Origin of the sequence: Kutzneria sp. CA-103260 (assembly GCF_018263855.1) — a bacterium.
GTDB lineage: Bacteria > Actinomycetota > Actinomycetes > Mycobacteriales > Pseudonocardiaceae > Kutzneria.
The window spans coordinates 8670615-8696632 of record NZ_CP073318.1; the positions used below are offsets into that span (position 1 = coordinate 8670615).

Annotated in this window: 31 protein-coding genes and 1 tRNA gene; 8 read left to right on the forward strand and 24 right to left on the reverse strand. The window is 70.9% G+C overall.

The features are described from left to right. Positions 1-49: 49 nt before the first annotated feature. On the forward strand, positions 50-592 hold the full coding sequence (locus tag JJ691_RS38280; RefSeq protein WP_211764384.1) for a ferritin: 543 nt from the start codon (positions 50-52) through the stop codon (positions 590-592). Positions 593-644: 52 nt separating this feature from the next. Here JJ691_RS38280 and JJ691_RS38285 read toward each other — a convergent pair whose 3' ends face one another. The 5 genes from JJ691_RS38285 to JJ691_RS38305 all read right to left on the reverse strand — a co-directional run bounded on the left by JJ691_RS38285 (position 645) and on the right by JJ691_RS38305 (position 4384). Further along, positions 645-1481, reverse strand: a complete 837-nt coding sequence (locus tag JJ691_RS38285) for a hypothetical protein (RefSeq protein WP_211764385.1) — start codon at positions 1479-1481, stop codon at positions 645-647. Positions 1482-1485: 4 nt separating this feature from the next. Continuing rightward, the gene (locus JJ691_RS38290) at positions 1486-1995 is read right to left on the reverse strand and encodes a SigE family RNA polymerase sigma factor (protein WP_211771973.1); all 510 of its coding nucleotides are present in this window, start codon (positions 1993-1995) and stop codon (positions 1486-1488) included. Positions 1996-2122: 127 nt separating this feature from the next. Next, positions 2123-2476 (reverse strand): DUF952 domain-containing protein, encoded by a 354-nt coding sequence (locus tag JJ691_RS38295; protein ID WP_211764386.1) that lies wholly within the window; start codon positions 2474-2476, stop codon positions 2123-2125. 73 nt (positions 2477-2549) lie between these two features. Next, positions 2550-3506 (reverse strand): DUF5926 family protein, encoded by a 957-nt coding sequence (locus JJ691_RS38300; protein ID WP_211764387.1) that lies wholly within the window; start codon positions 3504-3506, stop codon positions 2550-2552. A gap of 26 nt (positions 3507-3532) precedes the next feature. Further along, a complete protein-coding gene (locus tag JJ691_RS38305) occupies positions 3533-4384 on the reverse strand; it encodes a glycerophosphodiester phosphodiesterase family protein (RefSeq protein WP_211764388.1) in 852 nt (283 codons plus the stop codon). Between the two features lie 87 nt (positions 4385-4471). Here JJ691_RS38305 and JJ691_RS38310 point away from each other — a divergent pair, with 87 nt between their 5' ends. Further along, complete coding sequence (locus tag JJ691_RS38310; protein WP_211764389.1) at positions 4472-5662, forward strand: cytochrome P450; 1191 nt, start codon at positions 4472-4474, stop codon at positions 5660-5662. A gap of 263 nt (positions 5663-5925) precedes the next feature. Here the strand turns inward: JJ691_RS38310 and JJ691_RS38315 are convergent, their stop codons facing one another. The 9 genes from JJ691_RS38315 to JJ691_RS38355 form a co-directional block, all read right to left on the reverse strand. Then, positions 5926-6819, reverse strand: a complete 894-nt coding sequence (locus JJ691_RS38315) for a DUF4328 domain-containing protein (protein ID WP_211764390.1) — start codon at positions 6817-6819, stop codon at positions 5926-5928. Between the two features lie 2 nt (positions 6820-6821). After that, entirely contained in the window at positions 6822-7154 is a 333-nt protein-coding gene (locus tag JJ691_RS38320) for a rhodanese-like domain-containing protein (RefSeq protein ID WP_211764391.1), read from the reverse strand. Positions 7155-7202: 48 nt separating this feature from the next. Next, entirely contained in the window at positions 7203-8099 is an 897-nt protein-coding gene (locus JJ691_RS38325) for a hypothetical protein (protein WP_211764392.1), read from the reverse strand. 5 nt (positions 8100-8104) lie between these two features. Beyond that, positions 8105-8611: a SigE family RNA polymerase sigma factor gene (locus JJ691_RS38330; protein WP_211764393.1), complete on the reverse strand. Its 507-nt coding sequence runs from the start codon at positions 8609-8611 to the stop codon at positions 8105-8107. 44 nt (positions 8612-8655) lie between these two features. Further along, positions 8656-10479 (reverse strand): sodium/solute symporter, encoded by a 1824-nt coding sequence (locus JJ691_RS38335; RefSeq protein WP_211764394.1) that lies wholly within the window; start codon positions 10477-10479, stop codon positions 8656-8658. A gap of 1 nt (position 10480) precedes the next feature. Next, a complete protein-coding gene (locus JJ691_RS38340; protein ID WP_249227281.1) occupies positions 10481-10915 on the reverse strand; it encodes a hypothetical protein in 435 nt (144 codons plus the stop codon). Next, positions 10912-11796, reverse strand: coding sequence for a LytR/AlgR family response regulator transcription factor (locus JJ691_RS38345; protein ID WP_211764395.1), 885 nt, complete (start codon positions 11794-11796; stop codon positions 10912-10914). The genes JJ691_RS38340 and JJ691_RS38345 overlap by 4 nt, the downstream gene beginning before the upstream one ends. A gap of 96 nt (positions 11797-11892) precedes the next feature. Then, positions 11893-12777 (reverse strand): S49 family peptidase, encoded by an 885-nt coding sequence (locus JJ691_RS38350; protein ID WP_211764396.1) that lies wholly within the window; start codon positions 12775-12777, stop codon positions 11893-11895. Positions 12778-12871: 94 nt separating this feature from the next. Further along, entirely contained in the window at positions 12872-14143 is a 1272-nt protein-coding gene (locus tag JJ691_RS38355) for a sensor histidine kinase (RefSeq protein WP_211764397.1), read from the reverse strand. 131 nt (positions 14144-14274) lie between these two features. Here JJ691_RS38355 and JJ691_RS38360 point away from each other — a divergent pair, with 131 nt between their 5' ends. From JJ691_RS38360 to JJ691_RS38370, 3 genes are read left to right on the forward strand one after another with little or no spacing between them, the layout of a single operon-like run. Beyond that, positions 14275-15006, forward strand: coding sequence for a (Fe-S)-binding protein (locus tag JJ691_RS38360; protein WP_211764398.1), 732 nt, complete (start codon positions 14275-14277; stop codon positions 15004-15006). Next, the gene (locus JJ691_RS38365) at positions 14988-16409 is read left to right on the forward strand and encodes a LutB/LldF family L-lactate oxidation iron-sulfur protein (RefSeq protein ID WP_211764399.1); all 1422 of its coding nucleotides are present in this window, start codon (positions 14988-14990) and stop codon (positions 16407-16409) included. Before JJ691_RS38360 ends, JJ691_RS38365 begins: the two co-directional genes overlap by 19 nt. After that, the gene (locus JJ691_RS38370) at positions 16402-17016 is read left to right on the forward strand and encodes a LutC/YkgG family protein (protein WP_211764400.1); all 615 of its coding nucleotides are present in this window, start codon (positions 16402-16404) and stop codon (positions 17014-17016) included. Before JJ691_RS38365 ends, JJ691_RS38370 begins: the two co-directional genes overlap by 8 nt. 87 nt (positions 17017-17103) lie before the next feature. On the opposite strand, the gene JJ691_RS38375 is transcribed toward JJ691_RS38370, so the two are convergent. The 3 genes from JJ691_RS38375 to JJ691_RS38385 form a co-directional block, all read right to left on the reverse strand. Beyond that, complete coding sequence (locus JJ691_RS38375; RefSeq protein WP_211764401.1) at positions 17104-17967, reverse strand: Fpg/Nei family DNA glycosylase; 864 nt, start codon at positions 17965-17967, stop codon at positions 17104-17106. Between the two features lie 3 nt (positions 17968-17970). Continuing rightward, positions 17971-18408, reverse strand: a complete 438-nt coding sequence (locus JJ691_RS38380; protein ID WP_211764402.1) for a DUF983 domain-containing protein — start codon at positions 18406-18408, stop codon at positions 17971-17973. Positions 18409-18530: 122 nt separating this feature from the next. Then, positions 18531-20015: a sigma-70 family RNA polymerase sigma factor gene (locus JJ691_RS38385; protein ID WP_211764403.1), complete on the reverse strand. Its 1485-nt coding sequence runs from the start codon at positions 20013-20015 to the stop codon at positions 18531-18533. Between the two features lie 240 nt (positions 20016-20255). On the opposite strand from JJ691_RS38385, the gene JJ691_RS38390 reads away from it, so the two are divergent. Together JJ691_RS38390 and JJ691_RS38395 are read left to right on the forward strand one after the other, a co-directional pair. Then, positions 20256-20642, forward strand: coding sequence for a DUF7674 family protein (locus JJ691_RS38390; protein WP_211764404.1), 387 nt, complete (start codon positions 20256-20258; stop codon positions 20640-20642). 44 nt (positions 20643-20686) lie between these two features. After that, positions 20687-20759 (forward strand) — tRNA-Gly (locus tag JJ691_RS38395). A gap of 106 nt (positions 20760-20865) precedes the next feature. Here JJ691_RS38395 and JJ691_RS38400 read toward each other — a convergent pair. Both JJ691_RS38400 and JJ691_RS38405 read right to left on the reverse strand, forming a co-directional pair. After that, on the reverse strand, positions 20866-21180 hold the full coding sequence (locus tag JJ691_RS38400; RefSeq protein WP_211764405.1) for a hypothetical protein: 315 nt from the start codon (positions 21178-21180) through the stop codon (positions 20866-20868). A 68-nt stretch (positions 21181-21248) separates the two neighbouring features. Next, positions 21249-22835: a chitinase gene (locus JJ691_RS38405; RefSeq protein WP_211764406.1), complete on the reverse strand. Its 1587-nt coding sequence runs from the start codon at positions 22833-22835 to the stop codon at positions 21249-21251. Positions 22836-22837: 2 nt separating this feature from the next. Between JJ691_RS38405 and JJ691_RS38410 the strand changes: the two genes are divergently transcribed. Beyond that, positions 22838-23380 (forward strand): ATP-binding protein, encoded by a 543-nt coding sequence (locus tag JJ691_RS38410; RefSeq protein ID WP_211764407.1) that lies wholly within the window; start codon positions 22838-22840, stop codon positions 23378-23380. Here the strand turns inward: JJ691_RS38410 and JJ691_RS38415 are convergent. The 5 genes from JJ691_RS38415 to JJ691_RS38435 form a co-directional block, all read right to left on the reverse strand. Continuing rightward, a complete protein-coding gene (locus JJ691_RS38415; RefSeq protein WP_211764408.1) occupies positions 23366-24241 on the reverse strand; it encodes an alpha/beta fold hydrolase in 876 nt (291 codons plus the stop codon). The genes JJ691_RS38410 and JJ691_RS38415 overlap by 15 nt on opposite strands. A 70-nt stretch (positions 24242-24311) precedes the next feature. After that, positions 24312-24599, reverse strand: a complete 288-nt coding sequence (locus JJ691_RS38420; protein ID WP_211764409.1) for a YiaA/YiaB family inner membrane protein — start codon at positions 24597-24599, stop codon at positions 24312-24314. Between the two features lie 53 nt (positions 24600-24652). After that, positions 24653-25285: a zinc ribbon domain-containing protein gene (locus JJ691_RS38425; RefSeq protein ID WP_211771975.1), complete on the reverse strand. Its 633-nt coding sequence runs from the start codon at positions 25283-25285 to the stop codon at positions 24653-24655. Between the two features lie 119 nt (positions 25286-25404). Next, positions 25405-25788 carry a type II toxin-antitoxin system death-on-curing family toxin gene (locus tag JJ691_RS38430; RefSeq protein ID WP_211764410.1) on the reverse strand — a complete coding sequence of 128 codons (384 nt, stop codon included), beginning with the start codon at positions 25786-25788 and terminating at the stop codon, positions 25405-25407. Continuing rightward, a complete protein-coding gene (locus tag JJ691_RS38435; protein WP_211764411.1) occupies positions 25785-25991 on the reverse strand; it encodes a hypothetical protein in 207 nt (68 codons plus the stop codon). Before JJ691_RS38435 ends, JJ691_RS38430 begins: the two co-directional genes overlap by 4 nt. Positions 25992-26018: the final 27 nt, after the last annotated feature.

The window sequence follows — 26018 nt, forward strand, 5'->3', positions numbered from 1 at the left end:
CGGCTCGGCTACCGATTTGTCATGGGCCGTTCGAGGTACCGTTCTTGACATGTCCCCGAACACCGCCACCAAGTTCCACGAGTTGCTCAAGCAGCAGATCCGCAACGAGTTCACGGCCGCCCAGCAGTACGTCGCGATCGCGGTCTGGTTCGACGACCAGGACCTGCCCCGGCTGGCCGCGCACTTCTACCGCCAGTCGCTCGAGGAGCGCAATCACGCGATGATGATCGTCCAGTACCTGCTGGACAACGACGTGCGCGTGGCCATCCCGGGCGTCGGCGAGGTCCGCAACGACTTCGAGAACGTGCGCGAACCGGTGGAGCTGGCCCTGCAACAGGAGCGCACGGTCACCGAGGAGATCACCACGCTGGCCCGCGCGGCCCGCGACGAGGGCGACTACCTCGGCGAGCAGTTCATGCAGTGGTTCCTCAAGGAGCAGGTCGAGGAGGTCGCCTCCATGTCGACCCTGCTGCACACGGTGGACCGCGCCGGCACGAACGTGTTCCACATCGAGGACTTCCTCAGCCGCGAGAGCGTCGGCGCCGAGGGCACGGACCCGACCGCGCCGAGGGTGGCCGGCGGAACGGTCTGAGCAGCGGGAACGGCGGTGGCCGGCGGCGTCACGCGGCCGGCCCGCGGTCCCGCTACTGGTAGCAGTCCTGGGTGGCCAGCTCCAGCCGCAGTTCCGTGACGACGTGGTCGGAGAGAATGAACCAGTAGTGCTCGGTCGCGTTGCCGGGCACCGGCGTCACCCAGTCGTCGCCGATGTGGGACTTGGACTGCGTCGGGTAGGCGGCCCGGACGTCGGCGTCGGTGGAGCCGGCGTAGATGCCCTCCGGCGTCTCCGCCTCGGCGATGCCGCCGATCCGCACCAGCCCGTACTTCGGCGAGAACAGCAGTGAGTAGTAGTCCCCGAACGGAGCTCGCCCGGACCACTTGTAGCCCTGGCAGCCGGCGTAGTCGACGGGTCCGGGGGTGGACTGGACGAGACCGGTGGCGATGGCCTCGCCGACGGTCATGCCCAGACGCAGCCCGTTGACAGTCGTAGGTCCGAACAGCAGGGCCCCCACCGGCGGCTTGGCCTTGGTCGTCGATGGCGGCATGGATGTCGTGGTGGTCGGCGGCGGCTTGGTGGTCGACAGCCGAGCGGTGGTGGGGGCGACCGACTCGACTGCGGTGGTCGGCGCGGCGGCGGTCGTGCTGGTCGTCGCCGGCGGCGGGGTCGTGGTGCTTACCGGCGCCGAGCTGTCGGCCGTGATGGCCAGCGGGATCTGGTGCGGCGCGTCGCCGCCGACCCCGAACGCGGTGCCGGCGACCAGCATCGCCACCACGGAGAGCATGCCGCCACCGAAGACCACACCGGCCCGCCGACGCCGGATCCGCCTAGCCCCGGTGACGATGGCGCGGTCGGCCTCGGGCCGCACGCGCACTTCCAGGCGGTCGTCGGCGAAGAGCTTGCGCAGCTCGTCGTCGAGGTCCACCGGGTCACCTCCCCTCCAGGCTCAATCGCAGCGTGACCAGCGCCTTGCTCGCCTGGCTCTTCACCGTCCCCTTGCTGATGCTGAGCGCCTCGGCGATCTCCGCCTCGGACAACCCCTCGTAGTAACGCAACACGATGACCGCACGTTGCCTCGGCGGCAACCCTCGCAGAGCCTGCCACAGCGGCTCGTTGTCCAGCCGGTCGAACTGCTCGACGGCGTTGTCGGGCAGTTCGGCCACCAGGTTCTCGCGGCGGGTCCGCCGCCAGTGGCTGACGTGCGCGTTAGCCATCGCCTTGCGCACGTAGGCCAGCGGCTCGTCGCAGAACGGGCGGCGGCCCATCCACCGCGAACCGACCTTCTCCAACACGGTCTGCACGAGATCGGCCGCGTCATGCGGATTGCCGGTCAGCGCGTGCCCGTATCTCAGCAGGCCCGGCAGGGCCGTCTTGACGAATTCGGCGAAATCGCTGTCCGCCGCCGCGGTGCTGGTCCTGGCCTCCCGCCGCGCCGGCACGACCGTCCACGAACCGCTGCTCTCCGCCCCCACAACGCTCAGTGGTGCGCCCACGTCGTGATCCCCTCCCCTGTGACCAACTGATTAGAGGTCGCGCGAGGGGGACGGAGGTTGCGGCGTCAGCAGGTCACAGTTCGGCCAACTCCTTGGGCAACTGGAACTTCCCGTCGGCCGAGGGCGGGAACTCCACCGCGGCCGCCACGGCTTCGACGTTGATCGGCCCGTACACGTGCGGGAACCAGATGCCGTCCGGGTGCGGGGGCACGCCGGCCTCCCAGCGGACCGGGGCGTCCAGCGCGGCCGGGTCGACGACCAGCAGCACCAGGTCGTCCCGGCCGGCGAACACCGCGTTGGCCGGGATGCTCACGGTGCCGAGATCGGAGCAGTGCACAAAGCCGACCTCGTCCAGCGAGGCGGGCACCAGGGCGCCCTCCTGCTCGGCCGCGTCCCACTCGTCCCGCGAGCAGATATGCAAGATCACGAGTTATCCACATCCTCCTGTGGACAGCCGTTATCCGCTGTGGACAACCTGCCGTCACTGTTGACAAAGGCTTTCAGCGCAGTGTGACCTGGCGTCCGCGCAGACCGTCGAGCGCCCGCCGTTCGGCGTCGGTGAGCTGGCTGTCCACAGCCAGTGCCGCGGCGAGCCGGCTGCCGAGCGCCTCCGCGCCCGGCTCCCACTCGCGTACGTGCAGCTCGGTGTCGAGGTCCCAGACCGGCACCAGCAGACCGTGCGCCCGGAACGAGCCGGCGTAACGGGAGCCCTCACCGAGGTGCAGCTCCTCGCGGGCGGCCAGCCGGGCCATCGCCTTGAGCAGCTGCTCCTCCGGCTCCGGCCGCACCCAGCGCAGGTGCGCCTTGTCGCCCGCGTCCACCCAGTACGCGGCGTTGAGGCCGTCGCCGGTGAGCCGGGCGCTGGGCATGATCGCGGCGTTGGCGCGCTCCAGGGAGAGCGCGACGTCGCCGGTCGGCTGGGTGTCCTCGGGCAGCCACCAGGAGAAGTTGTCGTGCAGGGTCGGCTGCAGCGGCTCGTCGGCCTTGAGGACGTCCTGGAGCCGGCCCGGCTCGGACCCGTCGTCGACGCCGACGACCGGCAGCGCGTCGCCCGGCTCGGCGGTCAGTACCCAGCGGATCGCCCGGGCCAGGTCGCGGGACAGGTCGCCGGAGCGGGTCTGCACCTGGAGCCCGACAAACGCGGAGCCGTCGGAGCGGACCAGCGCGGCCGCCGCCATCGGCAGCACGGTGGCCAGCGTGACAGCCCGGTCATGCGGCTCGGCCAGCGTGAGCGGCGCGGTCGCGGACGGCACGAACTCGCGCAGCGCGATCAGCTCAGGCTCGGCGGCCAGGCCCTCGAACGGACGGGCCACCATCACGTCCGTCGGTCCACCGGCCATGCCGTGGCACGCCTTGTACCGCTTGCCCGAGCCACACGGACACGCCTGCCGCGGGTTGATCCCGTCGGCTGTGGCCGTTGTCCTCGCCGCGCGCTTGACAGCCGTCCGCCTGGACACGGTTCCTCCTCGCAGTGGGGCCCGGGTCACTCCCCGGGTAGGGACTGGGCGACCGTAGCCGACGGTCCGGACTCCAGGTGGCGACGGGTGTTCGCGGGGGTGTTGGTGGCGAGGTAGCGCACGCCCGTGCGGCGGCACAGGTCGATGTCGGCGGCGTCGTCGACGGTCCAGACGTAGGTGTCGTGGCCCTGCTCGGCGCTGCGGGCGACGTAGTCGGGATCCTCACGCAGAAGGTGTACGCCCGGACCGGTGATGTCGGCCCAGTCCGGCAACGCTCCGCCACGCAGGCCGGGCAGGAAACGGTCGAAGAGCAGCACCGTCGGCAGCCGGGGCGCGTGCTGGCGGACCCGGCGCACCGCCAGCCGGGAGAACGACATCATGACGATGCGGGACTCCTCCTTGCTGACCGGCGTGCTCAGGCCGTGCCGGCGCAGGAGGGCGAGCATCTTGGCCTCGACCAGCCCGGTGTAGCGGACCGGGTGCTTGGTCTCGATGAACAGCTTCACGTGCGGCGGGCCGTCCTTGAGCAGGCCCAGCAGGTCCTCCAGGGTGAGCAGGCCGCGCTCGTGCTGGCCGGCCGATGGCTGCGCCAGCGGCTCGTGCACCAGGTCGTCGGCCGAGTCGGGCAGCTCGTGGTGCCACTGGCCGAAGTCCAGTTCGCTGAGCCGGGCCAGGGTGAGGGTGCTGACCACGCCGCGGCCGGAGGAGGTGCGGTTGACCGTGCGGTCGTGCACGCACACCAGGTGGCCGTCCCTGGTCAGGCGGATGTCGCACTCGAGGCCGTCCGCGCCCTGCTGGAGGGCGAGCTCGTAGGCGGCCCTGGTGTGCTCGGCACGGTGCTGGGACGCGCCGCGGTGCGCGACGATCTCGGGTGTCACGTCCGCATCATGCGGCAATCGGGTGAACGGGCGGTGACCAGGGCAACGCTGGACCACGGATGGGTGAGCGAATTACCGTCGGTCACCATGACGACGTTCGACCCCAAGGACCCGGCGTTCATCGCGGATCCCTATCCCGTGTTCGCCGCGATGCGGGCCGAGGGCGAGGTGCACCAGCACGCCGACTTCGGGCTGCCGGTCACGCTCTCGCACGCCGCGTCCGCCGCCGTGCTGCGGCATCGGGGCCTCGGCCGGATCTGGTCGGACGCCAAGCCGGTGGACGCGTTCGCCGCGTTCAACCTGCTGCACCGCAACTCGCTGCTGGAGAACGAGCCGCCCACGCACACCCGGCTGCGGCGGCTGGTGTCCGGCGCGTTCGGCCGCGGCCACATCGAGCGGCTGCGGCCGTGGGTGGGCGAGCTGGCCGCCCAGCTGGTGGACGAGGTCGCTGCCCGCATCGACGCCGACGGCCAGGCCGACCTGCTGGAACTGGTGGCCGCTCCGCTGCCGGTGGAGGTGATCGCCGAGCTGCTCGGCGTGCCGGTCGAGGACCGGGCGCTGCTGCAACCGTGGTCGAACGCCATCGTCAAGATGTACGAGTTCGGGCTGCCCGACGAGCAGCGGGCGCGGGCCGAGCAGGCCGCCGGCGAGTTCGTCGGCTACCTGCGTGAGCTGATCGGCCTGCGGCGCAAGCTGCCCGGCAACGACCTGGTCAGCGACCTCGTCGCCGAGACCGACGCCGACGGCGGCAAGCTGACCGAAGACGAGCTGGTCGCCACCGCCGTGCTGCTGCTGATGGCCGGGCACGAGGCCACCGTCAACGTGATCGGCAACGGCGTCTACGCGCTGCTCCAGCACCGCGACCAGTGGCAGCGGCTGGTCGACGACCCCGGCCTGGCCGCCACCGCCGTCGAGGAGCTCATCCGCTTCGACTCGCCGCTCCAGCTGTTCGAGAGAACCGCCACCACCGAGGTGGAGATCGCTGGCATCACCCTGCGCCCCGGCGACAAGATCGCCGCCCTGCTCGGCGCCGCCGCGCGGGACCCGCAGGTCTTCGCCCAGCCCGACACGCTGGACATCGGCCGCTCCCCCAACCCCCACCTGGGCTTCGGGGCCGGCATCCACTACTGCGTCGGCGCTCCGCTGGCCCGCATCGAGGTGGGGGCGACGCTGACCGCCCTGACCAAGCGCCTGCCCAAACTGGAGCTCGCCGCGGAACCCGTGCGGCGGGCCGAGTTCGTCATCCGCGGACTCAGCTCACTATGCCTGACCAGCTGATTCGCGGTTGTCCACAGGCTTCGAGTTGTCCACAGGCACCCGGCTCGCCGCCCCGAAATCGATCTTGCGGCGATAGGATGGGCCTGGGCACGCCCCCCGGGAGTGGTGGGCGGTGCAGTTTCGGGCCTAGTTGTATCGACCGGGGACGTTGGTTGTGTGACGACACGGTCTGACTGATCTTGGTACCGAAAGACCTCCCGGGGTGGTGTGGAGCTGTCTGCCCGCATCCACACCGCCATCGCAGGCCACCCGGCCAAGTACACCTAGCGCGGTGAGCCGACCGGGCGGGTGGCGCGGAGCGGGGGCTCGGGGGCGTCGACGACCTTGAGCACCCGGAGGCGGGAGACGGTGGCCAGGTCCACCGGCTCCAGCAGCAGCGTGATGCGGGTGACGAACAGGGCCCCGGTGGCGGCGACGAAGGCGGCGACGAGGTCGGCGACCAGGTGTAGCTCGACGCCGTTGGCCAGGGCCTGGACGCTGGTGCCGAAGAGCATGAGGAGCCAGACGACGGCGAAGAGGACCTCGCCGACGACCCAGGAGATCCACCAGAGGCGGAGCAACCGCGAGGGGCGGGGGCGTTCGGTTACCGACTTGCGGGCGGCGGCGTGTTCGAGCTCGGCGAGGATGGAGCCGGCGACGGCCAGGTTGAGGCCGGGCACGAGAAGGCCGATGAGCACGTCGCGCAGCGGCCGCGAGGGCCGCTGACCGGTGACGGTTGCGGCGACGTCACGGGCCCGCAGAACCCACAGGACGGCCAGCACCAAGGAGGCCACGGCGGCGAGCCCGGAGACGACGCCGGCGGTGACGACGAGGGCGTCGGAGAATGCGACGACGCTGCGGGACAGCGCCCCGCCACGGCTGAGGATGAGCAGCACGTACCGCCAGCCCTCGCCGACAGCGGCGACGCCGAGGGCGGCGGTGGTGACCCACAGGGTGGCGACAAGGTTGCGGGACAGCATGCGCGGCTGGTCGAGGGGCTTGGGCGTCGCCCGGCGGCCGAGCGACACGGGCCAGCGCCAGCTGAGCTGGGGGAACCCCCACCGAGGGGGCACAGGGTAGGAGGGCGGCCCGGTGTAGGGCAGCGGCCGCCGCACGACGCTTCGAGGCGCGCCGGCCTGCGGCGGCGGGGTCGCCACCCACTGCCACCGCCCGGCCATCGTCAGATCACCTCGGGAACGACGCCCTCGGCGGCGACCAGCGGCAGCCCGGAGATGTGCCAGGCCTGCATGCCACCGTCGACGTTGACGGCGTCCCAGCCGTTCTGGTTGAGGAACACGGTGGCGCGAGCCGACCGGCCGCCCATCCGGCACACGACGTACACGTCGCCGTCCTGGGGAACCTCGCCGACGCGCTCGGCCAGCTGCCCGAGCGGGATGTGGATGGCCTGCGGCGCGTGCCCGGCCTCCCACTCGTCGTCCTCCCGGACATCGAGCAGCACGGCGTCGACGGGCACCTGGTCGACCGACGTGGTCGGCACCTCCTGCGGCATCATGCCCCGAATGCTGCCACGCGACGGCGTGGGACAGGCGTGAACCCCACCTCAGCCGAGCGCGGCGACGCGTTCGCCGATGGCGGTGAGCTGGTCCTCGGTCAGCGGCAGCGAATGCCGGCCGGCGCCCTCGGGCACGGCCAGGGTGCCGGGTTCGGCGTTGGCGACCTGGGTCCAGTCGGGGCTGGCGAAGCCCTCGGAGGTGACCACGTACAGCCGGTGCGCGGGCGTGTAGACGCGCAGCGCCTGCGACGGGTGCCCGGGGTCGTACTTGAGCTCCCCGTAGAGCTGCATGACGGTGCCGTCGGCGAGGGTCTTGCGCTGCGGCGGGGTGCAGACGCCGTTGACGAACTGCTCGTTGTCGGCGGCCTGGGTCGGCGTGCCGCTGAAGCCGTGCACCTCGATGTAGACGCTGCCGCCGCCACCGGAGTCGACGACGTCGGCCCAGGTGCTGCCGAGGGTGGCGTCGCCAGTGGCGGGCTTGTTGACGGCGGTGGACCGGGTGATCTTGGAGGTGGCCTTCGGCGCGATGTCCCGCAGCGACGTCAGCAGCACCTTGTTCAGGTGGTCGATGTCGACGGGGTCGGCCTTGGGCTCGCCGGGCACGCTGACGCCGTTGGAGCAGTCGGTGCTGTCGGCCCGCGTGGACGTGACCTGTGGGGGAATCGCCCACCCGGACAGCGTGGGCGAGGTGCTCACGGACGACGCGGCACTCAGGTGGTCGGCGGTGAGACCGCTGCCGGGCAGGTTGTCGCGCAGCACGGAGGTGGCGACGCCGACGCCGGCCACGACGGCGACCACGCCGAGGGTGGCCCCCATGCGGCGGGCGCGCAGCCGGCGGCGGCCGCGCCGCACGACGTCGTCGAGCATGGTGTGCACGGGCGGCGGCTCCTGGCTGTGGGCCTCGGCGCGCAGCTGGGCGAGCAGCTCCTCGTCCTCGGCGTCCACGCTGCTCACCTCGCCGCCTGCAACAAGCCGGTCACCGCACCGTACGCCTTGCGCAGGGTGGCCAGGCCGCGGGCCGTCTGGCTCTTGACCGTGCCGGTGGTGCAGCCGAGCGCGTCGGCGACCTCCTCGACGGACAGGTCCTCGACGAACCGCAGCACCAGCACGGCCCGCTGCCGTGCCGGCACTTCCTGGAGGGCCTTGAGCAGCGACGGCCGGTCCTCGACGCTGGAGGTGTCCTGCTCGACGACGACGTCGGGCGGCTCGGCCATCACCTGCTCGCGCTTGCGGCCGCGTCGTTTTGTGTCGAGGAAGGCCCTGGTCAGCACGGTGTGCAGGTACGCGTCAGCGCTCTCGATGCGGACCTTGTTCCAGCGCGCGTACATGCTCACGAACGCGGTCTGGGCGATCTCCTCGGCCTCCAGCCAGTTGCCGCACAGCGCGTGGGCCATGCGCCGCGCGCCGTCGAACCGGCTGGTGAAGAAGTCGGCGAAGCCGTCGTCACGTCTTGCCACACCTGTGGGGACGCTCCGTCCCCCGAACGGGTTGCGCACGGCGGTCAGGCCGGCGAGGAGGAGCGCCGCGACCGCAACCGGGACCGGATGGCCAGCTTGCGGTGCCGGCCGTCGGTCTGGCCCTCGCCGAAGCGCAGCACGTCCCGGTCGCGGGTGAAGCCGAGCGGGTCGGGGGCGTGCAGCCGGAGCATGATCCGGTTGACGTCCTCGGGCCGCCGCCGGCTGGTCGCCTTGCTCACGATGATCATGGTGAGGAACGCGATCGGCACGGTGACCAGCGCCGGCTGCGTCACCACGGCGGGCGCCCAGTTGCCGGTGTAGCCGCTGACGATGTTGGTGATCAGGGCCAGCGCGACCAGGCTGCCGCCGAGCACCATGCCGACCCCGGCGCCGACCCAGGTCAGGCCCCGCCACCAGATGCCGAGCATGAGCACCGGGCAGAAAGTCGAGGCGGCCATGGCCAGCGCCATGCCCACGCCGAGCGACACGTCGTTGCTGCGCAGCAGCAGCGCGGCCACCAGCGGGGCGAGCACCACCAGCACGGTCGACCAGCGGAAGTCCCGGACCCGGCCGCGGGAGACGTCGGTGGAGACCACGCCGGCCAGGCTGACCAGCAGCCCGGACGAGGTGGACATGAACGCTGCGAACGCGCCGGCGGCCACCACCGCGCCGAGCACCTGCCCGGCCAGACCGGGCAGCATCGCCTGCGGCAGCAGCAGCACGGCCGCGTCGGTCTTGCCGGTGACCAGCAGCTGCGGCTCGTAGATGCGGGACAGCGCGCCCAGTAAAGCCGGGAACAGGTAAAAGGTGCCCAGCAGCAGCAGCACGTGCAGCGTGGTGCGACGAGCCGACCGGCCGTCGGGGTTGGTGTAGAAGCGGGCCAGCACGTGCGGCAGGCCGAGGATGCCCAGGAACGTGGCGAAGATCAGGGAGTAGCTGTCGAACAGCTCCGGCAGCCCGCCGGACTGCGGCCGCAGCCAGTCGGCGTTGTCCTGCACGGAACTGGTGATGGTCGGCACCAGCGTGCCGGCCTTGAATGTCAGCTGCGTCTTGGCCCCGACCTGCTGCTGGCCGGCGTTCCAGAAGGCCGGCCCGTCGGCCCGGATGCCGTTGACCCAGCCGTGCACGTCCGGCAGCCGCATGGGCTGCGCGACCTCCAGCTTCACCGCCTGGTCCAGGGTCACGGTGGTGTCCTGGGTGAACATCGGCGGGCCCGGTGTGGTCAGGCTCTGCTGCCCGTCGGGCGACCCGCCGCCGGCGAACACCACGCACAGCACGAACGCCGGCACGCTGATCGCGAACAGCTTCACCCAGTACTGGAACGCCTGGACCAGGGTGATGGCCCGCATGCCGCCGCTGAGCACGTTGACCACGACCACGATCGTCACGACAACCACGCCGAGCCAGCCCGGCGCCCACGGCAGCACGGTATTGAGCGTCAGCCCGGCCCCTTGCAGCTGCGGGATCAGGTAGATGTAGCCGATGGCCACGGTGATCACGGCGGCGACGCCGCGCAGGCCGCGGGAGCCGAGCCGGGCCTCCACGAAGTCGGGCAGCGTGTACGCCCCGGAACGGCGCAGCGGGGCCGCCACGAACAGCAGCAGCGCCAGGTAGCCGGCGGTGAAGCCGATGGCGTACCAGAGCTCGTCCGGCCCGTTCTTGAGCACCAGGCCGACGATGCCGATGAACGAGGCCGCGGACAGGAACTCGCCCGCGATGGCGGCGGCGTTCTGGTGCACCGACACCCGACGGCGGGCGACCAGGAAGTCTCGGGTGGTGTTGGCCGTGCGGGAGCCGTGATAGCCCAGGTAGAACGTGCCGAGCACGATGATGGCGATACTCACGCAGGCCAGTGCGTTGATGCCCATCTCAGTGGTCGACCATGCTGACGAAGTCGCGCTCGTGCCGTTCGGCCCGCCGCACGTACCACACGCCCAGGCCGTAGAGCAGCGGATACGGCAGCGCCCCGAGCAGCACCCAGGACAACCGGATGCCGAACACCGTCAGGTCGCCGAACTCCGGGAACAGGAAGAACAGCAGCGGCAGGCTGGCCAGCGAGAAGATGAGCAGCACGGCCATCCAGAACGAGGTGCGGAACTGGGCCCAGACCAGGCTGCGCACCAGGTGCTCGCCGACGCTGGTCTGCTCCTCGAGCTCGACGATGGTGCGCGCGACCGCCTTCGAGCCCTTGGCCTCGGCCAGCACGACCTTCTTGCGCCGGGGTGGCTTGCGGACCGGTGACGGCTGCCGCTCGACCGGTACCAGCTCGGCCGAGGGCTTCTCGGGCGTCCGGTCGCCGGTCATGTGCCGGTGCCCCAGCCGTGCTTGGGCTGTCGGACCAGCCGGTCCTTGAGCTCACGGGTGTGCCGGCGGCTGACCGGCAGCTCCTTCTCGTCGGCGCCGGCCCCGACCACCACGGTGTAGCCGGACGAGCCCATGCGCAGCTCGGTGACCAGCGGCAGCGACACCAGGAAGGAGCGGTGGATGCGGATGAAGCCGGCGTCGGCCCAGCGTTCCTCCAGCTGGGCCAGCGGGATGCGGACCAGGTGGCTGCCCTCCGCGGTGTGCAGCCGGGCGTAGTCGCCCTGGGCCTCCACGTAGCGCACGGTCGAGCGGGGCACCAGCTTGGTGGTGCCGGCCAGTTCGACCGGGATCACCTCGTCGTCGTTCTGCTGCTCGACCAGGCCGCCGACCGGGGCCGCCGGGGCCGCGCTGAGCATCCGGAACTTGGCCACCCGGTCGATGGCCATGTCCACCCGGGCCTGCTGCGGCGGCTTCACGATGTAGTCCAGCGCGCCGAGCTCGAAGGCGGTGACCGCCTCCTCGGACAGGCCCGTCACGAACACCAGCTGCGGCTTGTCGTGGAACGCGTTGATGACCTGGGCCAGCTCCAGCCCGGACAGGCCCGGCATGGAGATGTCGGCGAACACCGCGTCGACGGGGCACAGCCCGCGCTCCAGCCGTGCCTTGGTCTCGGGCACGCTGCCCCGGATGACCCGCAGCGCCTCGGCCGCGTCGAAGGCGGTGATGACCTGGCTGACCTGCCGGTTCTCCCTGAGCAGGTAGGCCAGTTCGTCCAGCCCGTGCGCCTCGTCATCGACGGCCAACACGAGGAGACCGGGGGTGGTGTCCTGAATGCTCACTGTGCCGCGCAATCTTGCCGATCGACCGGTGGGTGTGTCCATCTTCGACCACCGTTCGATTCGGGTGAAGCCGGCCCCACCACACGGACGTGTCCCTGGCCACGCGCGGTGATGTACGTGGCCGGGGCACGGGGCGGTTCAGAGCCCGAATCGGGACCAGGTGGCGCGCTGCTCGACGGCCTCGATCGCGGACAGCACCCGCTCGCCCGCGGTGCCGAACAGGGCGCCGCTGCCGCCGGCGATGCCCAGCCGGGCCAGCAGCGGCTTGCGCGATTCGGCGATGGCGATCTCGGCCTGGGGGAACCGCTTGCCGATGACCTCCCGCAGCGAGCCCAGCCCGTCGACCAGGCCCAGTTCGAGGGCCTTGGCCCCGGTCCACACCTCGCCGGTGAACAGGTCCGGGTTGTCGGCCAGCTTGTCGCCGCGGCGCTGCTTCACCCAGTCGGTGAACTCGCTGTGCAGCTCGCCCTGCAGGCCCTTGAGCCAGGCCACGTCCTCGTCCTTGACCGGGCTGAACGGGTCGAGCCGGTGCTTGTTCTGGCCGGCCGTGTAGACCCGGCGCTCGACACCGAAGCGCTCCAGCAGGCCGGTCAGGCCGAAGCCGGCGGTGATCACGCCGATGGAGCCGACCATGGAGGTGCGGTGGGCGTAGATCTCGTCGGCGGCGCAGGCCAGCCAGTAGCCGCCGGAGGCGGCGACGTCCTCGCAGAACGCCAGCACGGGCACGTTCTTCTTGGCCGCGAGCTGCCGGATCCGCTCGCCGACCAGCGCGGACTGGGTGGGCGAGCCGCCCGGGGAGTTGATCGCCAGCGCGACCGCCAGCAGCCGATCGTGGCCGAACGCCTTGGACAGCGCGCCCTCCACGGTGTTCAGGCTGATCGAGCCGCGGCCGACCGGCGAGGGCGTCGGCGTGATGACGCCGTGCAGCCGCACCACCGCGACCACCGGGGACCGGTCCATCCGGTCGCCGATGATGGGCAGCTTGGCGGCCAGTTTGTCGGCCAGCTTCTCCGGGGCGCTCATGGGCTCGAATCTACGCGTGAACAGTGTTCAGCGGGGTTCAGTGTTCAGCGGGGTTCAGTGTTCAGCGGGGTTCACTGTTCAGCGGGGTTCACTGTCAGCGGACCGGGCTTAGGCGGGCCCGCCGCTCGTCCGGGCCGGGACCGTCGTCGGCCCCGTCGTCGGGCACCACGGCCAGCACCGGTCGCACGCCCGGGCTGAACTTGGGCACCCGCATGGTGACCTTCATGCCGGCATCCGGGGCGGTCTCCACCATCAGCGCGTAGTCCTCGCCGAAGACCGTGCGCATCCGGTGGTTGATGTTGCCGATGCCGACGTGCGCGCCGGACTTGTGGGCGTCCTTGAGGTCGTCGAGCAGCAGGTCGGCGTCCATGCCGACGCCGTCGTCCTCGACGCTGATCAGCGCCTCGCTGCCGTTGTCCTGGGCGATGATGGTGACCGTGCCGCCGCCGGGCTTGTTGGCCAGCCCGTGCTGCACGGCGTTCTCCACCAGCGGCTGGAGCACCAGGAACGGCACGACCACGTTGAGCACCTCGGGCGAGATGCGCAGCCGCACGGACAGCCGCTCGTTGTAGCGGGCCCGCTGGATGGTCAGGTACCGGTCGATGTTGCGCAGCTCTTCGGCCAGCGTGGTGAACAGGCCGTTGGCGCGGAAGGAGTAGCGGGTGAACTCGGCGAACTCCTGCAGCAGCTCGCGGGCGTGCTCGGGGTCGGTGCGGACCAGCGAGCCGATGGCGTTGAGCGCGTTGTAGACGAAGTGCGGCGATATCTGCGCCCGCAGCGCCTTGACCTCGGCCTGGGCCAGCCGCTGCCGGGACTCCTGGAGCTCGCCCAGCTCCAGCTCGGTGCAGACGAACCGGGCGACTTCCTGGGACATCCGGTAGAGCCGCTTGCTGCCGACGCCGCCCACGATGATCAGCGCGCCGCGGGTGCGGGACTCCACGATCAGCGGCACGATCACCGCCTGGCGCATCTTGCAGTTGCTCTTGTCGGTGCACTCGAGTTCGTCGTGCTCGACGAACTCCTTGCGTTCACCGCTGATCGCCTTGACGATCGCGTCCTGGAGGTCGACGTAGTGCTCGTTGGCGTCGCCGTCCCAGGACAGCAGGGCGCCGCGCTCGTCGGTCATGCCGACCGCCACGCACTTGAGCAGCTCGACCAGGTTCTTGCACGCCTTGTCAGCGGCGTCGGGGGTCAACCCGTCCCGCAGGTCCGGCGCGGCCTTGGACATGCGGTGCAGCGCGTCGGCGACGGCTTCGTCCACCGACGTGCTGACCCGCCGAGCCCGGCACAGCAGCACAAACAGCCCGAGCACGGCGAGCGTCGCGATGATGCCGAGCACGGTTTGCTCGGTCAGGAGCTCGACCACCCCGTTATGCTCCGCCGAACAGGGCCGATGGGCAAGCTCTCGTCAGGCTGACGGACCTGTGCATCGGTGAACGGTCCACTACCCGCTGCGACCGAGTAGACATCCGATGAATCACCGTGCAGGGTAGTTCCGTGCCTGGTCCACGAGTTGGTCTGTTCGCCACCTGCCTCACCGACACCTTCTTCCCGTCGACCGGCCGCGCGGTGGTCCGGCTGCTGGAACGGCTCGGCTGTCAGGTCGACTTCCCGATGGACCAGACCTGCTGCGGCCAGATGCACTACAACACCGGTTACCGGGACGAGGCGCGGTCGCTGGCCGACAAGTACGCGCGCGTCTTCGCCGGCTACGACGCGATCGTGGCGCCGTCCGGGTCGTGCGGCGGCATGGTGCGCGAGATCCACCCTGAGCTGCGCGGATCATCCGATGCCTTCGCCCATACCTATGAGCTCTCGGAGTTCATCGTGGATGTGCTCGGTGTGACGGATGTCGGCGCGTACTTCCCACATCGGGTGACCTATCACCCCACCTGCCACTCGCTGCGGATGCTGGGCGTCGGCGACAAGCCGCTGCGGCTGCTGCGGGCGGTGCGCGGGCTGGACCTGGCCGAGCTGCCCGAGGCGGAGTCCTGCTGCGGCTTCGGCGGCACGTTCGCGGTGAAGAACGCCGACACCTCGACCGCCATGCTCGGCGACAAGATGCGCTGCGTGCTCAACACCGGCGCGGAGGTGCTGTGCGCCGGCGACAACTCGTGCCTGCTGCACATCGGCGGCGGGCTGTCCCGGCTGCGCACCGGCGTGCGCACCGTTCACCTGGCCGAGATCCTGGCCAGCACCGAGGAGGAGCCGTGGGCAGCAACCCCGTGACCTGGCTGGGCAGCCCGGTTTTCCCCAAGGCGGCCAAGGCCGCGCTGGCCGACACCCAGCTGCGCCGCAACCTGCGCAAGGCCACCCACACCATTCGGGACAAGCGGGCTCGCGCGGTGGCCGAACTGCCGGACTGGGAGCAGCTCCGACTGGCCGGCGAGGCCATCAAGGACGATGTTCTGTCCAATTTGGACACTTATCTGGAACGCGTCGAGGCCGCCGTCACGGCCCGCGGCGGCGTGGTGCACTGGGCCCGGGATGCCAACGAGGCCAACGAGATCGTGCTGCGGCTGGCCCGTGCGGCCGGCACCGACGAGGTGGTCAAGGTCAAGTCCATGGCCACCGCCGAGATCGGCCTGAACGAAGCCCTTGAGGCCGGCGGCATCCGGGCCGTGGAGACCGACCTCGCCGAGCTGATCGTCCAGCTGGGCCACGACCGGCCCTCGCACATCCTGGTGCCGGCCATCCACCGCAACCGTGCGGAGATCAAGGAGATCTTCCAGCGGGAGATGGCCGAGAAGCCGGACTCCGACGAGCCCCGGGTGCTGGCCGAGGCGGCCCGGCGGCACCTGCGGCGCAAGTTCCTGTCGGCCAAGGTCGCGGTGTCCGGGGCCAACTTCGGGGTGGCCGACACCGGCTCGATCGTGGTGGTGGAGTCCGAGGGCAACGGGCGGATGTGCCTGACCCTGCCGGAAGTGCTGATCACCGTGATGGGCATCGAGAAGCTGGTGCCGACCTGGCAGGACCTGGAGGTGTTCCTCCAGTTGCTGCCCCGCTCGTCCACGGCCGAGCGGATGAATCCGTACACCTCGGTGTGGACCGGGGTGACGCCCGGCGACGGCCCGCAGCAGTTCCACCTGGTGCTGCTGGACAACGGGCGCACGGACGCGCTGGCCGACCGGGTCGGGCGGCAGGCGCTGCGCTGCATCCGGTGCTCGGCCTGCCTGAACGTGTGCCCGGTGTACGAGCGGACCGGCGGGCAGGCCTACGGGTCGGTGTACCCGGGGCCGATCGGCGCGATCCTGTCGCCGCAGCTGGTCAATGACATGCACGACAAGCAGGCGGCCTCGCTGCCGTACGCGTCGTCGTTGTGCGGGGCCTGCTACGAGGTGTGCCCGGTGCGGATCAACATCCCGGAGGTGCTGGTGCACCTGCGGGCCGAGGCCGTCGAGGCCAAGGGGCGCACCGCCGAGTCGGTCGGGATGTCGGCGCTGGGCTGGATCTTCGCGGACGCCAGGCGCTACGAGAACGCGCAGAAGGTCGGCTCGCTGGCCCGGCACCTGGCGCCGTCCGGGCGGATCAGCAGCTTGCCGTGGCCCGGCTCGAAGTGGACGTCCGCACGGGACGTGCCGACGCCGCCGGCCGAGTCGTTCCGGATGTGGTGGAGGAAAAACCGTGGCTGACGCTCGTTCGGTGGTGATGGGCCGGATCCGCCGGGCCCTGGCGGACCGTCCGGCCGCGCCGGAGATCCCCCGTTCCTACGACCGGAGCCGGCCGCTCGGCGACCTGGTGGAACTGGCCGCGGAGCGCATCGCCGACTACCGCGCCGAGGTGCACCAGGTCGGCGTGGACGAGGTGCCGGCCAAGATCGCGGAGCTGCTGGCCGAGCGAGGCGCGCGGCGAATGGTCGGACCTGTTGACCTGCCGGCCGACTGGAAAGTTGACGGCGTGGAATGGTTGGGCGACTCGCCGCCGCTGTCGATCGATCAACTGGATGGTGCGGACGGCGTACTGACCGGCTGCGCCGTGACGATCGCCGAGACCGGAACCATCGTGTTGGACGGCGGCGAGGCACAGGGTCGGCGGGCGCTGACCCTGGTGCCGGACTACCACCTGTGCGTGGTGCGGACCGATCAGATCGTCGGCATCGTGCCCGAGGCGCTGGCCCGGCTGGAGCCGACCCGGCCGCTGACGTTCATCAGCGGACCGTCGGCGACCAGCGACATCGAGCTGGACCGGGTGGAGGGCGTGCACGGCCCCCGCACCCTCCACGTGATCATCGCCGGCTGACCGCTTCGCCCGCACTTTTCGCCACATGTGCGCCACATTCGACTCCGTTCGCCACATGTGGACCACATGTGGCGAAAAAGTGGGGGGCTATTTGAGCAGCCTCGACAGGCGGCGGTCGGCGAGGGGCTTGCCGCCGGTCTGGCAGGTCGGGCAGTACTGGAACGACTTGTCGGCGAAGGACACCTCGCGCACGGTGTCGCCGCAGACCGGGCAGGGCAGGCCGGTGCGGGCGTGCACCCGCAGGCCGGAGCGCTTCTCGCCCTTGAGGGTGGCCGAGCCCTGGCCGACGGACCGGGTCACGGCGTCGGTGAGCACGCTGTGCAGCGCTGCGTGCAGCCGATCCAGGGCGTTGTCGTCGAGCTTGCCGGCCGTCGCGTAGGGCGAGAGCTGGGCGGTGTGCATGATCTCGTCGGAGTAGGCGTTGCCGACGCCGGCGAGCAGGGTCTGGTCGGTCAGGGCGGTCTTCAGCCGCTCGGTGCGGCCCTTGAACAGGGCGGCCAGAGCGGCCCGGTCCAGCGACAACGCGTCCGAGCCGAGCCGGGCGATGCTGGGCACCTCGGCCGGGTCGCTGACGATCCACACCGCCAGGCCCTTCTTGGTGCCGGCTTCGGTGAGGTCGAAGCCCGGCCCCTCACCCGGCGGCCCGAGGTGCACGCGCAGAGCCAACGGCCCCTTGCCAGGCTTGGGCGGGGCGGCTGACAGCGTGTTGGCCCAGCGCAGCCAGCCGGCGCGGGCCAGGTGCACGATCAGGTGCAGGCCGTCGCAGTCCAGGTCCAGGTGCTTGCCGTGGCGGCCGGCGCCGGTGACCTCGCGGCCGTGCAGATCGGTCCACGGCGGGCTGGCCGTCTTCAGCACCGACAGCGAGGCCACGTCCACCCGCGCCACCGTGCGGCCGACAGCGAACTCGCGCAGGTGGTGCGCGAGCGCTTCGACCTCGGGCAGTTCAGGCAAGGGCTAGTCCACCGGTTGCAGCGGCCCGTCCACGTTGGGCAGGGAGTACACCTCGATGTTACGCGCGACCTTGCTGGTCTCCTGGCGAACCGTGAACACGCCGCGCACGGTGCCCACCCACCGCTCCGGCGGGTGCTCGTCCAGGTCGCCGGGGGTCTCCGCGACGATCGTCCACGGCCGCCGCAGCGCCCAGCGGGCCGGGAAGAACAGGAAGAGGATCACCAGGGCCAGGATCAGCCAGCCCGGCACCACCACGCCGTCGGGCCGCCAGACCAGCAGCACCACGGTGAGCAGCACCAGAATGGCGATCATGCCGATGCCCGGGCCGTGGCCGCCGGCCACGTCATGCTCGAAGTCGTCGGCCCCGTCCATGTTGGCCCACGACATGCGACCGCGCACGGTCCACATCCTGCCGTCGGCACCCCGCACCAACCGCGTCATCCCCGCCTCCTCGCGATCGCGAACCGGTCACCGGAGCGTCTGTTCACGGTATCGCGCGGGCGCTGGACCCGGCGGGTGAACCTTTGCACCCGGCAATTGTGACGGTTCGGCACCGCCCGCGCTCACTGGGGCTTTCGCGGCGTGGTCGTGCTGGTCGCGGTGCTGGTGGCGGTGGGTGTCGGGTCGCTCGGCGTCGGCGTCACGGTGTTGGTCGTGGATGTCTTCTTCGGCGCCGTGGTCGTCGACGGCGTGCTCTTGGTCGGCGCGGTGGTGGTCGTCGGGCGGAGCACCGCCACCGTCACCGAGGTGTCGGACGTCTCGGAGGTGCCGGACGTGCCGCTGGTCGGGTCGTCGAGCACCTTGCCGGTGGGGGTCGTCGGCGAGGTCGAGGTCTGGGTGACGGTGGTCTGCGGCGTTCCCGACGGCGGGGTGGCCGAGCCGGTCTGCGACGGCGGCGTGAGCACCCGGCCCGGGCGGTTGCCGAAGAAGGCCGCCAGCGCGCCCTCGGCCGCCTTGGCCTTGGCCGACGCCGGAGAGCCGCTGGCGAAGGCGCTGGTCGGGATGGAGCCGCTGGTCGGCCCGTTGCCGGCGGTCGGCTGCCCCGGCGACGGCGCGCAGTACGTGGACACGATCTGGTGATCGCTGTGGTCGGGGGCCGCGTCCGGCTGGGCGTGCGACAGCCACGGGCCGATGGCGATGCCGAACACGCCGACAGCGGCCACCGAGGTGGCGGTCAGGGCGAGCTTCACGCGAGTGGCCAGCAGCGCGCCCTTGCCCACCAGGGCGGCGCCGAAGCCGCTCCCGGCGACGTGGCCGGCGACCGCCGCGGTCGCCCCGAGGCTGATCAGCGGCACCAGCACGCCGGCGTGCGCCCGGAGCGCCGAGCAGACCTCGCGCAGCTCACCTTGCAGCGACTTGCACTGGTCACAGCCGCGCAGGTGGGCCCGGATCCGGCGGCCCTCAAGGCCCTTCACCGTGCCCGCGGTGTAGCCGCCGAGCTTCTCCCGCACCGACTGGCAGGCCGTCGCACCAAGGCCCTCGGTCAGGTGCGCTTGCAGGTAGGCCGCCCGCAGGCCGTCCCGCGCCCGGCGGGCCAGCGCGGCGGTGGCGTTGGCGCTCAGGCCGAAGTGCGGCGCGACCACGGCCGGCCGCTCGCCCTCCACCTCGACCTGCCACAAGACCGTCCGCCAGCGCTCCGGCAGGCTGCTGAAGGCCTGGCTGATCAGCGTGCTCTCGGCCAGCCGCGACGAGTTGTCGGTGTACGGCTCGGCCCGGCGGTCCAGCTCGGCGTCCTCCACCGGCACGTCCCGGCGGCGGGCGCTCCACTCCCACGACACCCGGCGGGCCACCGTCAGCAGATACGTCCGGACGTGGTCGGTCGGGCCGTTGCCCCGGCGCACCGCCTGCAACACGCGGAAGAACGCCTCCGCGGTCAGGTCGTCGGCCTCCGTGGCGTCACGCACCTGCTGCATGGCGAACCGGCGGACCGCGTCGGCGTGGCGCGAGAACAGCTGGCCGAACGCGCTGTCGTCGCCCGCGCGCAGTCTGTCGAGCAGGGCTTGGTCATCGTCGGCTCCCGCCGACGCCGGGCGGCTCAACTCTGCCATCCCCGCCCCCTCCCCAGCCGAACGCCACCGAGTGGGTGACGATGATCCCACAAACAGGTGTAACCAAACGTAACAGGACAGGACAGCCTGAGTCGTTCTTACAAGGTCGCCGACCGCCGCAGATACCGCCGATTGGCCTCAGCCAGCCGTAATAACGCCTGGTGTCGACCCGGTCACGGGTCGGCGTCAGGTGGTCACGCCCGCGTCCGCGAACCGGTCCCGCTCCAGTAACCTTCAGCCGTGGTGGAGTGGCGTGGAGAAGCGTCGGCGCGGTTCCCCGAACTGCGTCCCTACCTCGAACGCGACTCCTGGTCCTGCCACGTCTTCCTGTTCGAGGTGCTGCAGCTCGCCCTCGAAGCGCACCGCAGCGGCGACCAGGAGCTGCTGGCCCGCGCCCACGGCTTCGCCCGCTGGTGCTTCGAGCAGCCCGGCCGGTTCCTGTCCAACGCCGCCGTGGTCAGCTTCTACGAACACGTCTTCGACGACTGGGACCTCCGCCACGACGTCGCCGCCCACCTGCCGGCCGAAGTCATGGCCCAGGTCCGCCCGCTGTGGGAATGGCGGCTGCCCGCCGACAAGTTAGCCGAGGTGGACCGCCTGCTCGGGGTCGTCGACCACCCCGGTTGAAAACCCCGCCGCAGCATGGGATATGCTGTGCACAGCACGGCGTTGCGGACGTAGCGCAGTTGGTAGCGCATCACCTTGCCAAGGTGAGGGTCGCGAGTTCGAGTCTCGTCGTCCGCTCGGGCCCGGAGGGCCCGTCTGTCTCCTAGTCAGGAGACAGACGGGCCCTCTTGTCATTTTGGGGGCCGAGCCCCCCAAGCCCCCCACGCACTGGCTTCTCTCTGCCTCAGACTTCTAGGCGGTACATGCCGAAGATCATGAAGGCGGTTTCGAAGCGGATGGCCAGGTCGCTGAAGCCGTTGCCCCAGACGCGCACGGAGAGGACCTCGGTGCCGGGGCTGGTGGCGAAGGCCAGGGTGACGTCGGAATCACCCTCCAGGGGGAACTCGTACCAGCCGTCCTGGGCGGTGGAGTCGCTGGTCATCAGGCCCAGGTCGACGTTGCGCCAGTCGCCGTCCTCCAGCTGCTGGCCGGCGAAGGTGCTGGCGACCTCGACGAACGCCTTGGCGTTCTGGGCCAGGATCCAGCCCTCGGCGAGCAACTCGCCCTTGCTCTTGCTGATGACAGCCTCCCGGGGCAGGGCGCCGGCCCCACCCCGGGAGGGTGCGGTCAGCCGCCGAAGTACGAGCTGAAGTTGGTGGCGAACTCCCAGTTGTTGAACTTATCCCAGTTGATGGACCAGGTCATCAGGCCGCGCAGGTCAGGATGCTTGCCGTGCACGGCATAACCGCCGCAGTTGGTGTTCTTGGTGAGGCAGTCCAGGGCCTGGTCCAGAGCGCCGGTGGAGATCCAGCCGTTGCCGGCGTTCTGGTTGGCCGGCACGCCGATCGCGACCTGGCCGGGGCTCAGCGCCGGGAACATCCGTGACGTGTTGCCGGCGACCGGGAAGCCGGTCAGCAGCATGTCGGTCATGGCGATGTGGAAGTCGGCCCCGCCCATCTGGTGGTACTGGTTGTCCAGGCCCATGATCGGCCCGGAGTTGTAGTCCTGGACGGTGAGCAGCGTCAGGGAGTCCCGCAGGGCGTAGATGACGGGCAGGAACGCGCCGGCCCGCGGGTCCTGAGCGTTGTTCGGGCCGGGGCCGTAGAACTGGTAGCCCAGCTGCACGAAGAACGTCTCCGGGGCCATCGTCAGCACGAACTTGGCGCCGTAGCGGGCCTTGAGCTGCTTGAGCGCCGAGATCAGGTTGACCACGACCGGGGTGGTGGGGCTGCGGAAGTCGGAGTCGCCGGCCTGCAGCGACAGGGACTGGTTCTCGAAGTCGACGTCGACGCCGTCCAGGCCCCACTTGTCGATGATGGCGCTGACCGAGTTGACGAAGTTGGTCGCGGCGGCGGCCGAGGTCAGCTGGACCTCGCCGTTGGCCCCGCCGATGGAGATGACCACCTTCTTGCCCTTGGCCTGCTGGGCCTTGATGCCGGCCAGGAAGTCGGCGTCGCTCTCCACGCCCGCGCACTCGCTGGCCGAGCAGCGGTTGAACACGATGTTGCCGTTGCCGGCGGAGTCGGCGAAGGCCAGGTCGATCACGTTCCACGCGGCCGGCACGCTGGCGATCGGCTCGTACCCGGAGCCGTTGCCGAAGCTGGTGTGCAGGTAGCCGACCAGGGCATGGGTCGGCAGGCCGGTGCTGGGCGGCCCGGTCGTGGTGGTGGTCGTCGTTGTTGTCGTTGTGGTGGTGGTTGTCGTGGTGGGCGGCGGCTGGTTGCCGGCGGGGCCGGTCAGCGAGACGTCGTCCAGGTAGTAGGTGGGCTGGCCGTACCAACCGTGCACGTAGATCGTGACGCTGGTGGTGGACGCGCCGGTGGTGAACGAGGTGGACAGCTGCTGCCAACTGGAGCTGGAGGTCCAGGTCTGGGGATCGGTCGTGCCGGTGCCGGTGGCGCCGAGATAGACGTAGCTGCCCTGGACCCAGGCCGACAGCGTGTACTGCGAGTTCGGCTGCACGCTGACCTGTTGGCCGCACTGGGCGAAGTCCTGGCCGGCGGGCGTGCCGGCCACGGCGCCGGAGCCGGAGTGCGTCGGCGAGGAGACAGCGGCGGCGGCCGAACAGGTCCAGCCGGACAGGCCGGACTCGAAACCGGGGTTGGCGGCCAGGTTGGCGGTGGCGCCGGTCGCGGGCTGGGCCACGATCGCCAGCGTGACCAGGGCCGTCGCAGTGAGACCGGCCAACACGTGAAGCAGGGATCTGCGGGTCATGCGTGCCTCCACAGGGTGCGATCCGCGGTGCCCGAAAGTGGACTAGACCACATTTTCCGTGTCAAGGTCTAGACCAAAATCGGTGGCTTGGGAGGCCGTCCGGGTGGGCATCCCGGTGGGGCCCACTCGCGGGAGGTGCAACCGCCATCGACAACCACCCGCCGGACCGGCCGGACGAGTTCCACTTCGGACTCGACGGCCTCGGCCGGCTCCGGGACCTGGTCGCCGCCTGCGCGCGGGCCTGCGGCCTGGCCGAGGCCCGGGCCGAGGACCTGGTGCTCGCGGTGCACGAGCTGGCCACCAACAGCGTTCGGCACGGCGGTGGCCGCGGCACCTGCCGGCTGTGGCGGGACGGGACCGCGCTGGTGTGCGAGGTCAGAGACCGCGGCTGGATCACCGATCCGCAGGCCGGCCGGCAACGGCCGACCGCGGACCAGCCCGGCGGACGCGGGCTGTGGCTGGTGAACCAGCTGTGCGACGCGATGGAACTTCAGTCGTCGCCGGACGGGACGGTGGTGCGGGTTCGGATGTCAGACGGCGGCTGAGCGGGCCGCGTTGTCGGCGATGGCGTCCACGACCTGGGGCCAGGCGGGGATCGGCAGGTCGTGGCCCATGCCGGGGATGATCAGCAGCCGCGAGTCCGGGATCGCCGCCGCGGTCGCCTTGCCGCCGGACACGTCGAGCAGCGGGTCCGCCCCGCCGTGGATGACCACGGTCGGCGTGGTCACCGAGCGCAGGGCCTCGGTGCGGTCGCCGGAGGCGATGATCGCCGCGAACTGGCGCAGGAAGCCCATCGGCCGGCGGGACCGCTCGAACGCGGCGATGCCGTTGGCGCGGATGCGCTCCTCGTCGAACGGGAAACCGGTGGACCCGATCGCCTTGCTGGCGCGGATCGCGGCCTCGCCCGCCTCCTGGGCGGTCTGCGGCGCCGGCGCCTGGAGCGCGGCCATCGCCTCCGGGGTGGAGTGGCCGACCGAGGGGTCGCCGGTCGTGGACATGATCGAGCAGGCCGACAGCAGCCGGTCGGCGTGCCGGATCAGCAGCTCCTGCACGATCATGCCGCCCATCGAGGCGCCGACCACGTGCGCCCGCTCGATGCCCAGCTCGGTCAGCAGCGCCGCGGCGTCGTCCGCCATGTCCGACAGCCGGTACGGCGCGGACGAGCCGTCGCCCGCCAGCACGGCGGCGGCGTCCACCGACAGGTGGTCCAGCGCCTGCGACAGGCCGATGTCGCGGTTGTCGAACCGGATCACGTGGAAGCCCTTGTCGGCCAGCAGCTGGCACAGCGCGGGGTCCCAGGCGGTCATCTGCGCGCCCAGACCCATCACCAGCAGCAGTGCGGGCTGCCCGGCGTCGCCGAAGGTGTCGTACTCCAGCGTGATCCCGTTCGCGGTCACTTGCGGCATCGGGTTTTCCCGTCCTCTCACAGATCCGGCGGCCTGACCTAGGACGACAAGGCCACCGAACCAGTCTGCCTCAGTCGACGCGGAACGGATCGTGCTCGGCGATCAGCTTGTCCACCCGGGCGCGGTCCACCCGGTGCGCGAGGGCGGAGTCCTCCTGCCGATCGCGCACCACCTTGGCCAGGGTGAACGCCGAGGTGACGGTGTAGAGCAAGCCGACCGCCAGAAACGCTCTGATCCATGGATCGACGGGTAAGAAGGCGACGCCGACGGCCACCGCCAGCAGTGACAGGCCGAAGGAGATCGCCGCCTGGGCGAAGAACGCGGGAGTCGGGCCGGAGGTGGGAGGGGGAGTTGTCATGGACAAGAGAGTCCCGGGCCGGGACCCTCCCGTCTTGAGTACAGCTACTCAGTTCAGAGCTTGCCGCCGCACTCCGAGCAGAACACCGCGCCCGCCTTGTTGGTCGTCGAGCCGCAGCCGCCGCAGGGCACCGGCATCGCCAGCGACGCGCCGCAGGCCGAGCAGAACTTGCCGCCGTCCACCTTCACCCCGCAGCTGGGGCAGTCCAGCTTGGCCCGGGTGGCCACGTCCACGTCGGCCGTCCAGTTCTGCTGGCGGGCCTTCTCCCAGATCTGGTCGCGCTGGGCCGCCGACTGGGCGCGGGCCACTTCCTCGGCCACGATCGGCGAGCAGCGCAGGCACTGGCCGATCTCGTCGTTCCAGCACAGCGACTTGCACATCCAGTCGCCGCAGCCGCGGCACTGCCGGAAGCTGGGGCTGATCTCCTCGACCGCGGCGGTCAGCGCCCGGTCCTTGGCCGGCGAGTTCGTGGCCCGGTCGTAGCGCCACTGCTCGGCCGACCGGCTCAGCTCCTCGGCCGCCCCGCCGAACAGCGAGCCGACCGCGCGCAGCAGGCCGCGGCCCATTTCCACCTTGTCCCGGTGGAACGCCGAACGGTAGCCGTTGCCACAGCGTTCACAGTAGAACTCGAACTGGTATCCCTCGGTATTCGAGAGATCGTGGAAGTTGTCGGTGAACGGGACCATTCCAGGCACGCACGGACCCTATCCGGCGACGGGCCCGGTGCGCCCCTGCCGTTTTGGGCAAGGATCACCGCAATCGGGGCAAGGGTCCTCGCCCCTTGGTGCAGGCGGTGATCCCCCGGTCACGCGCCGTTTCGCGACCATTCCCGCAACGTCGACGCCACCGTATCCAGATCGTCCGATTCACCGGCCGCCGCCGCGAGCACGAATTCCGTGGCCCGATCGTCGTCCGGCGTGAAATCGAACCCGTTGAGGGCGAGGAACACCCGGGCCGCCACCCAGGCCAGCCGCTTGTTGCCGTCGATGAGCGGGTGATTGCGCAGCACCGAGTGCATCAGCGCCGCCGCCTTCTGATGCGGGTCCGGATACGCCTCCGCGCCGAACATCGTCATCCTCGGCCGGGCCGCCGCCGAGTCCACCAGTCCCTCGTCCCGAACCAGCGCCTCGCCACCCATCGTCGCGTGGGCGATCGCCAGCAGGTCCTCCGTCGTCAGATACCTGGTCATGCCGTGCCCAGCCGATGCACGATCACCGCGTCCGTGGCCAGCACCCGGTTCGCGATCGCCATCACCTCCGCGTGCCGCCGGGCCCCCAGCGCGGCCGCCACCGCTTCCGCCGCGAATTCCGCCGCCGTCACCCCATCGGCCCGCGCCGCGGCATGCAGTTCGGCGTCGAGTTCATCCGGCAGTCGCACGGTCAGCGTGGTCACGACTCGACCATAACCGGGGCAAACACC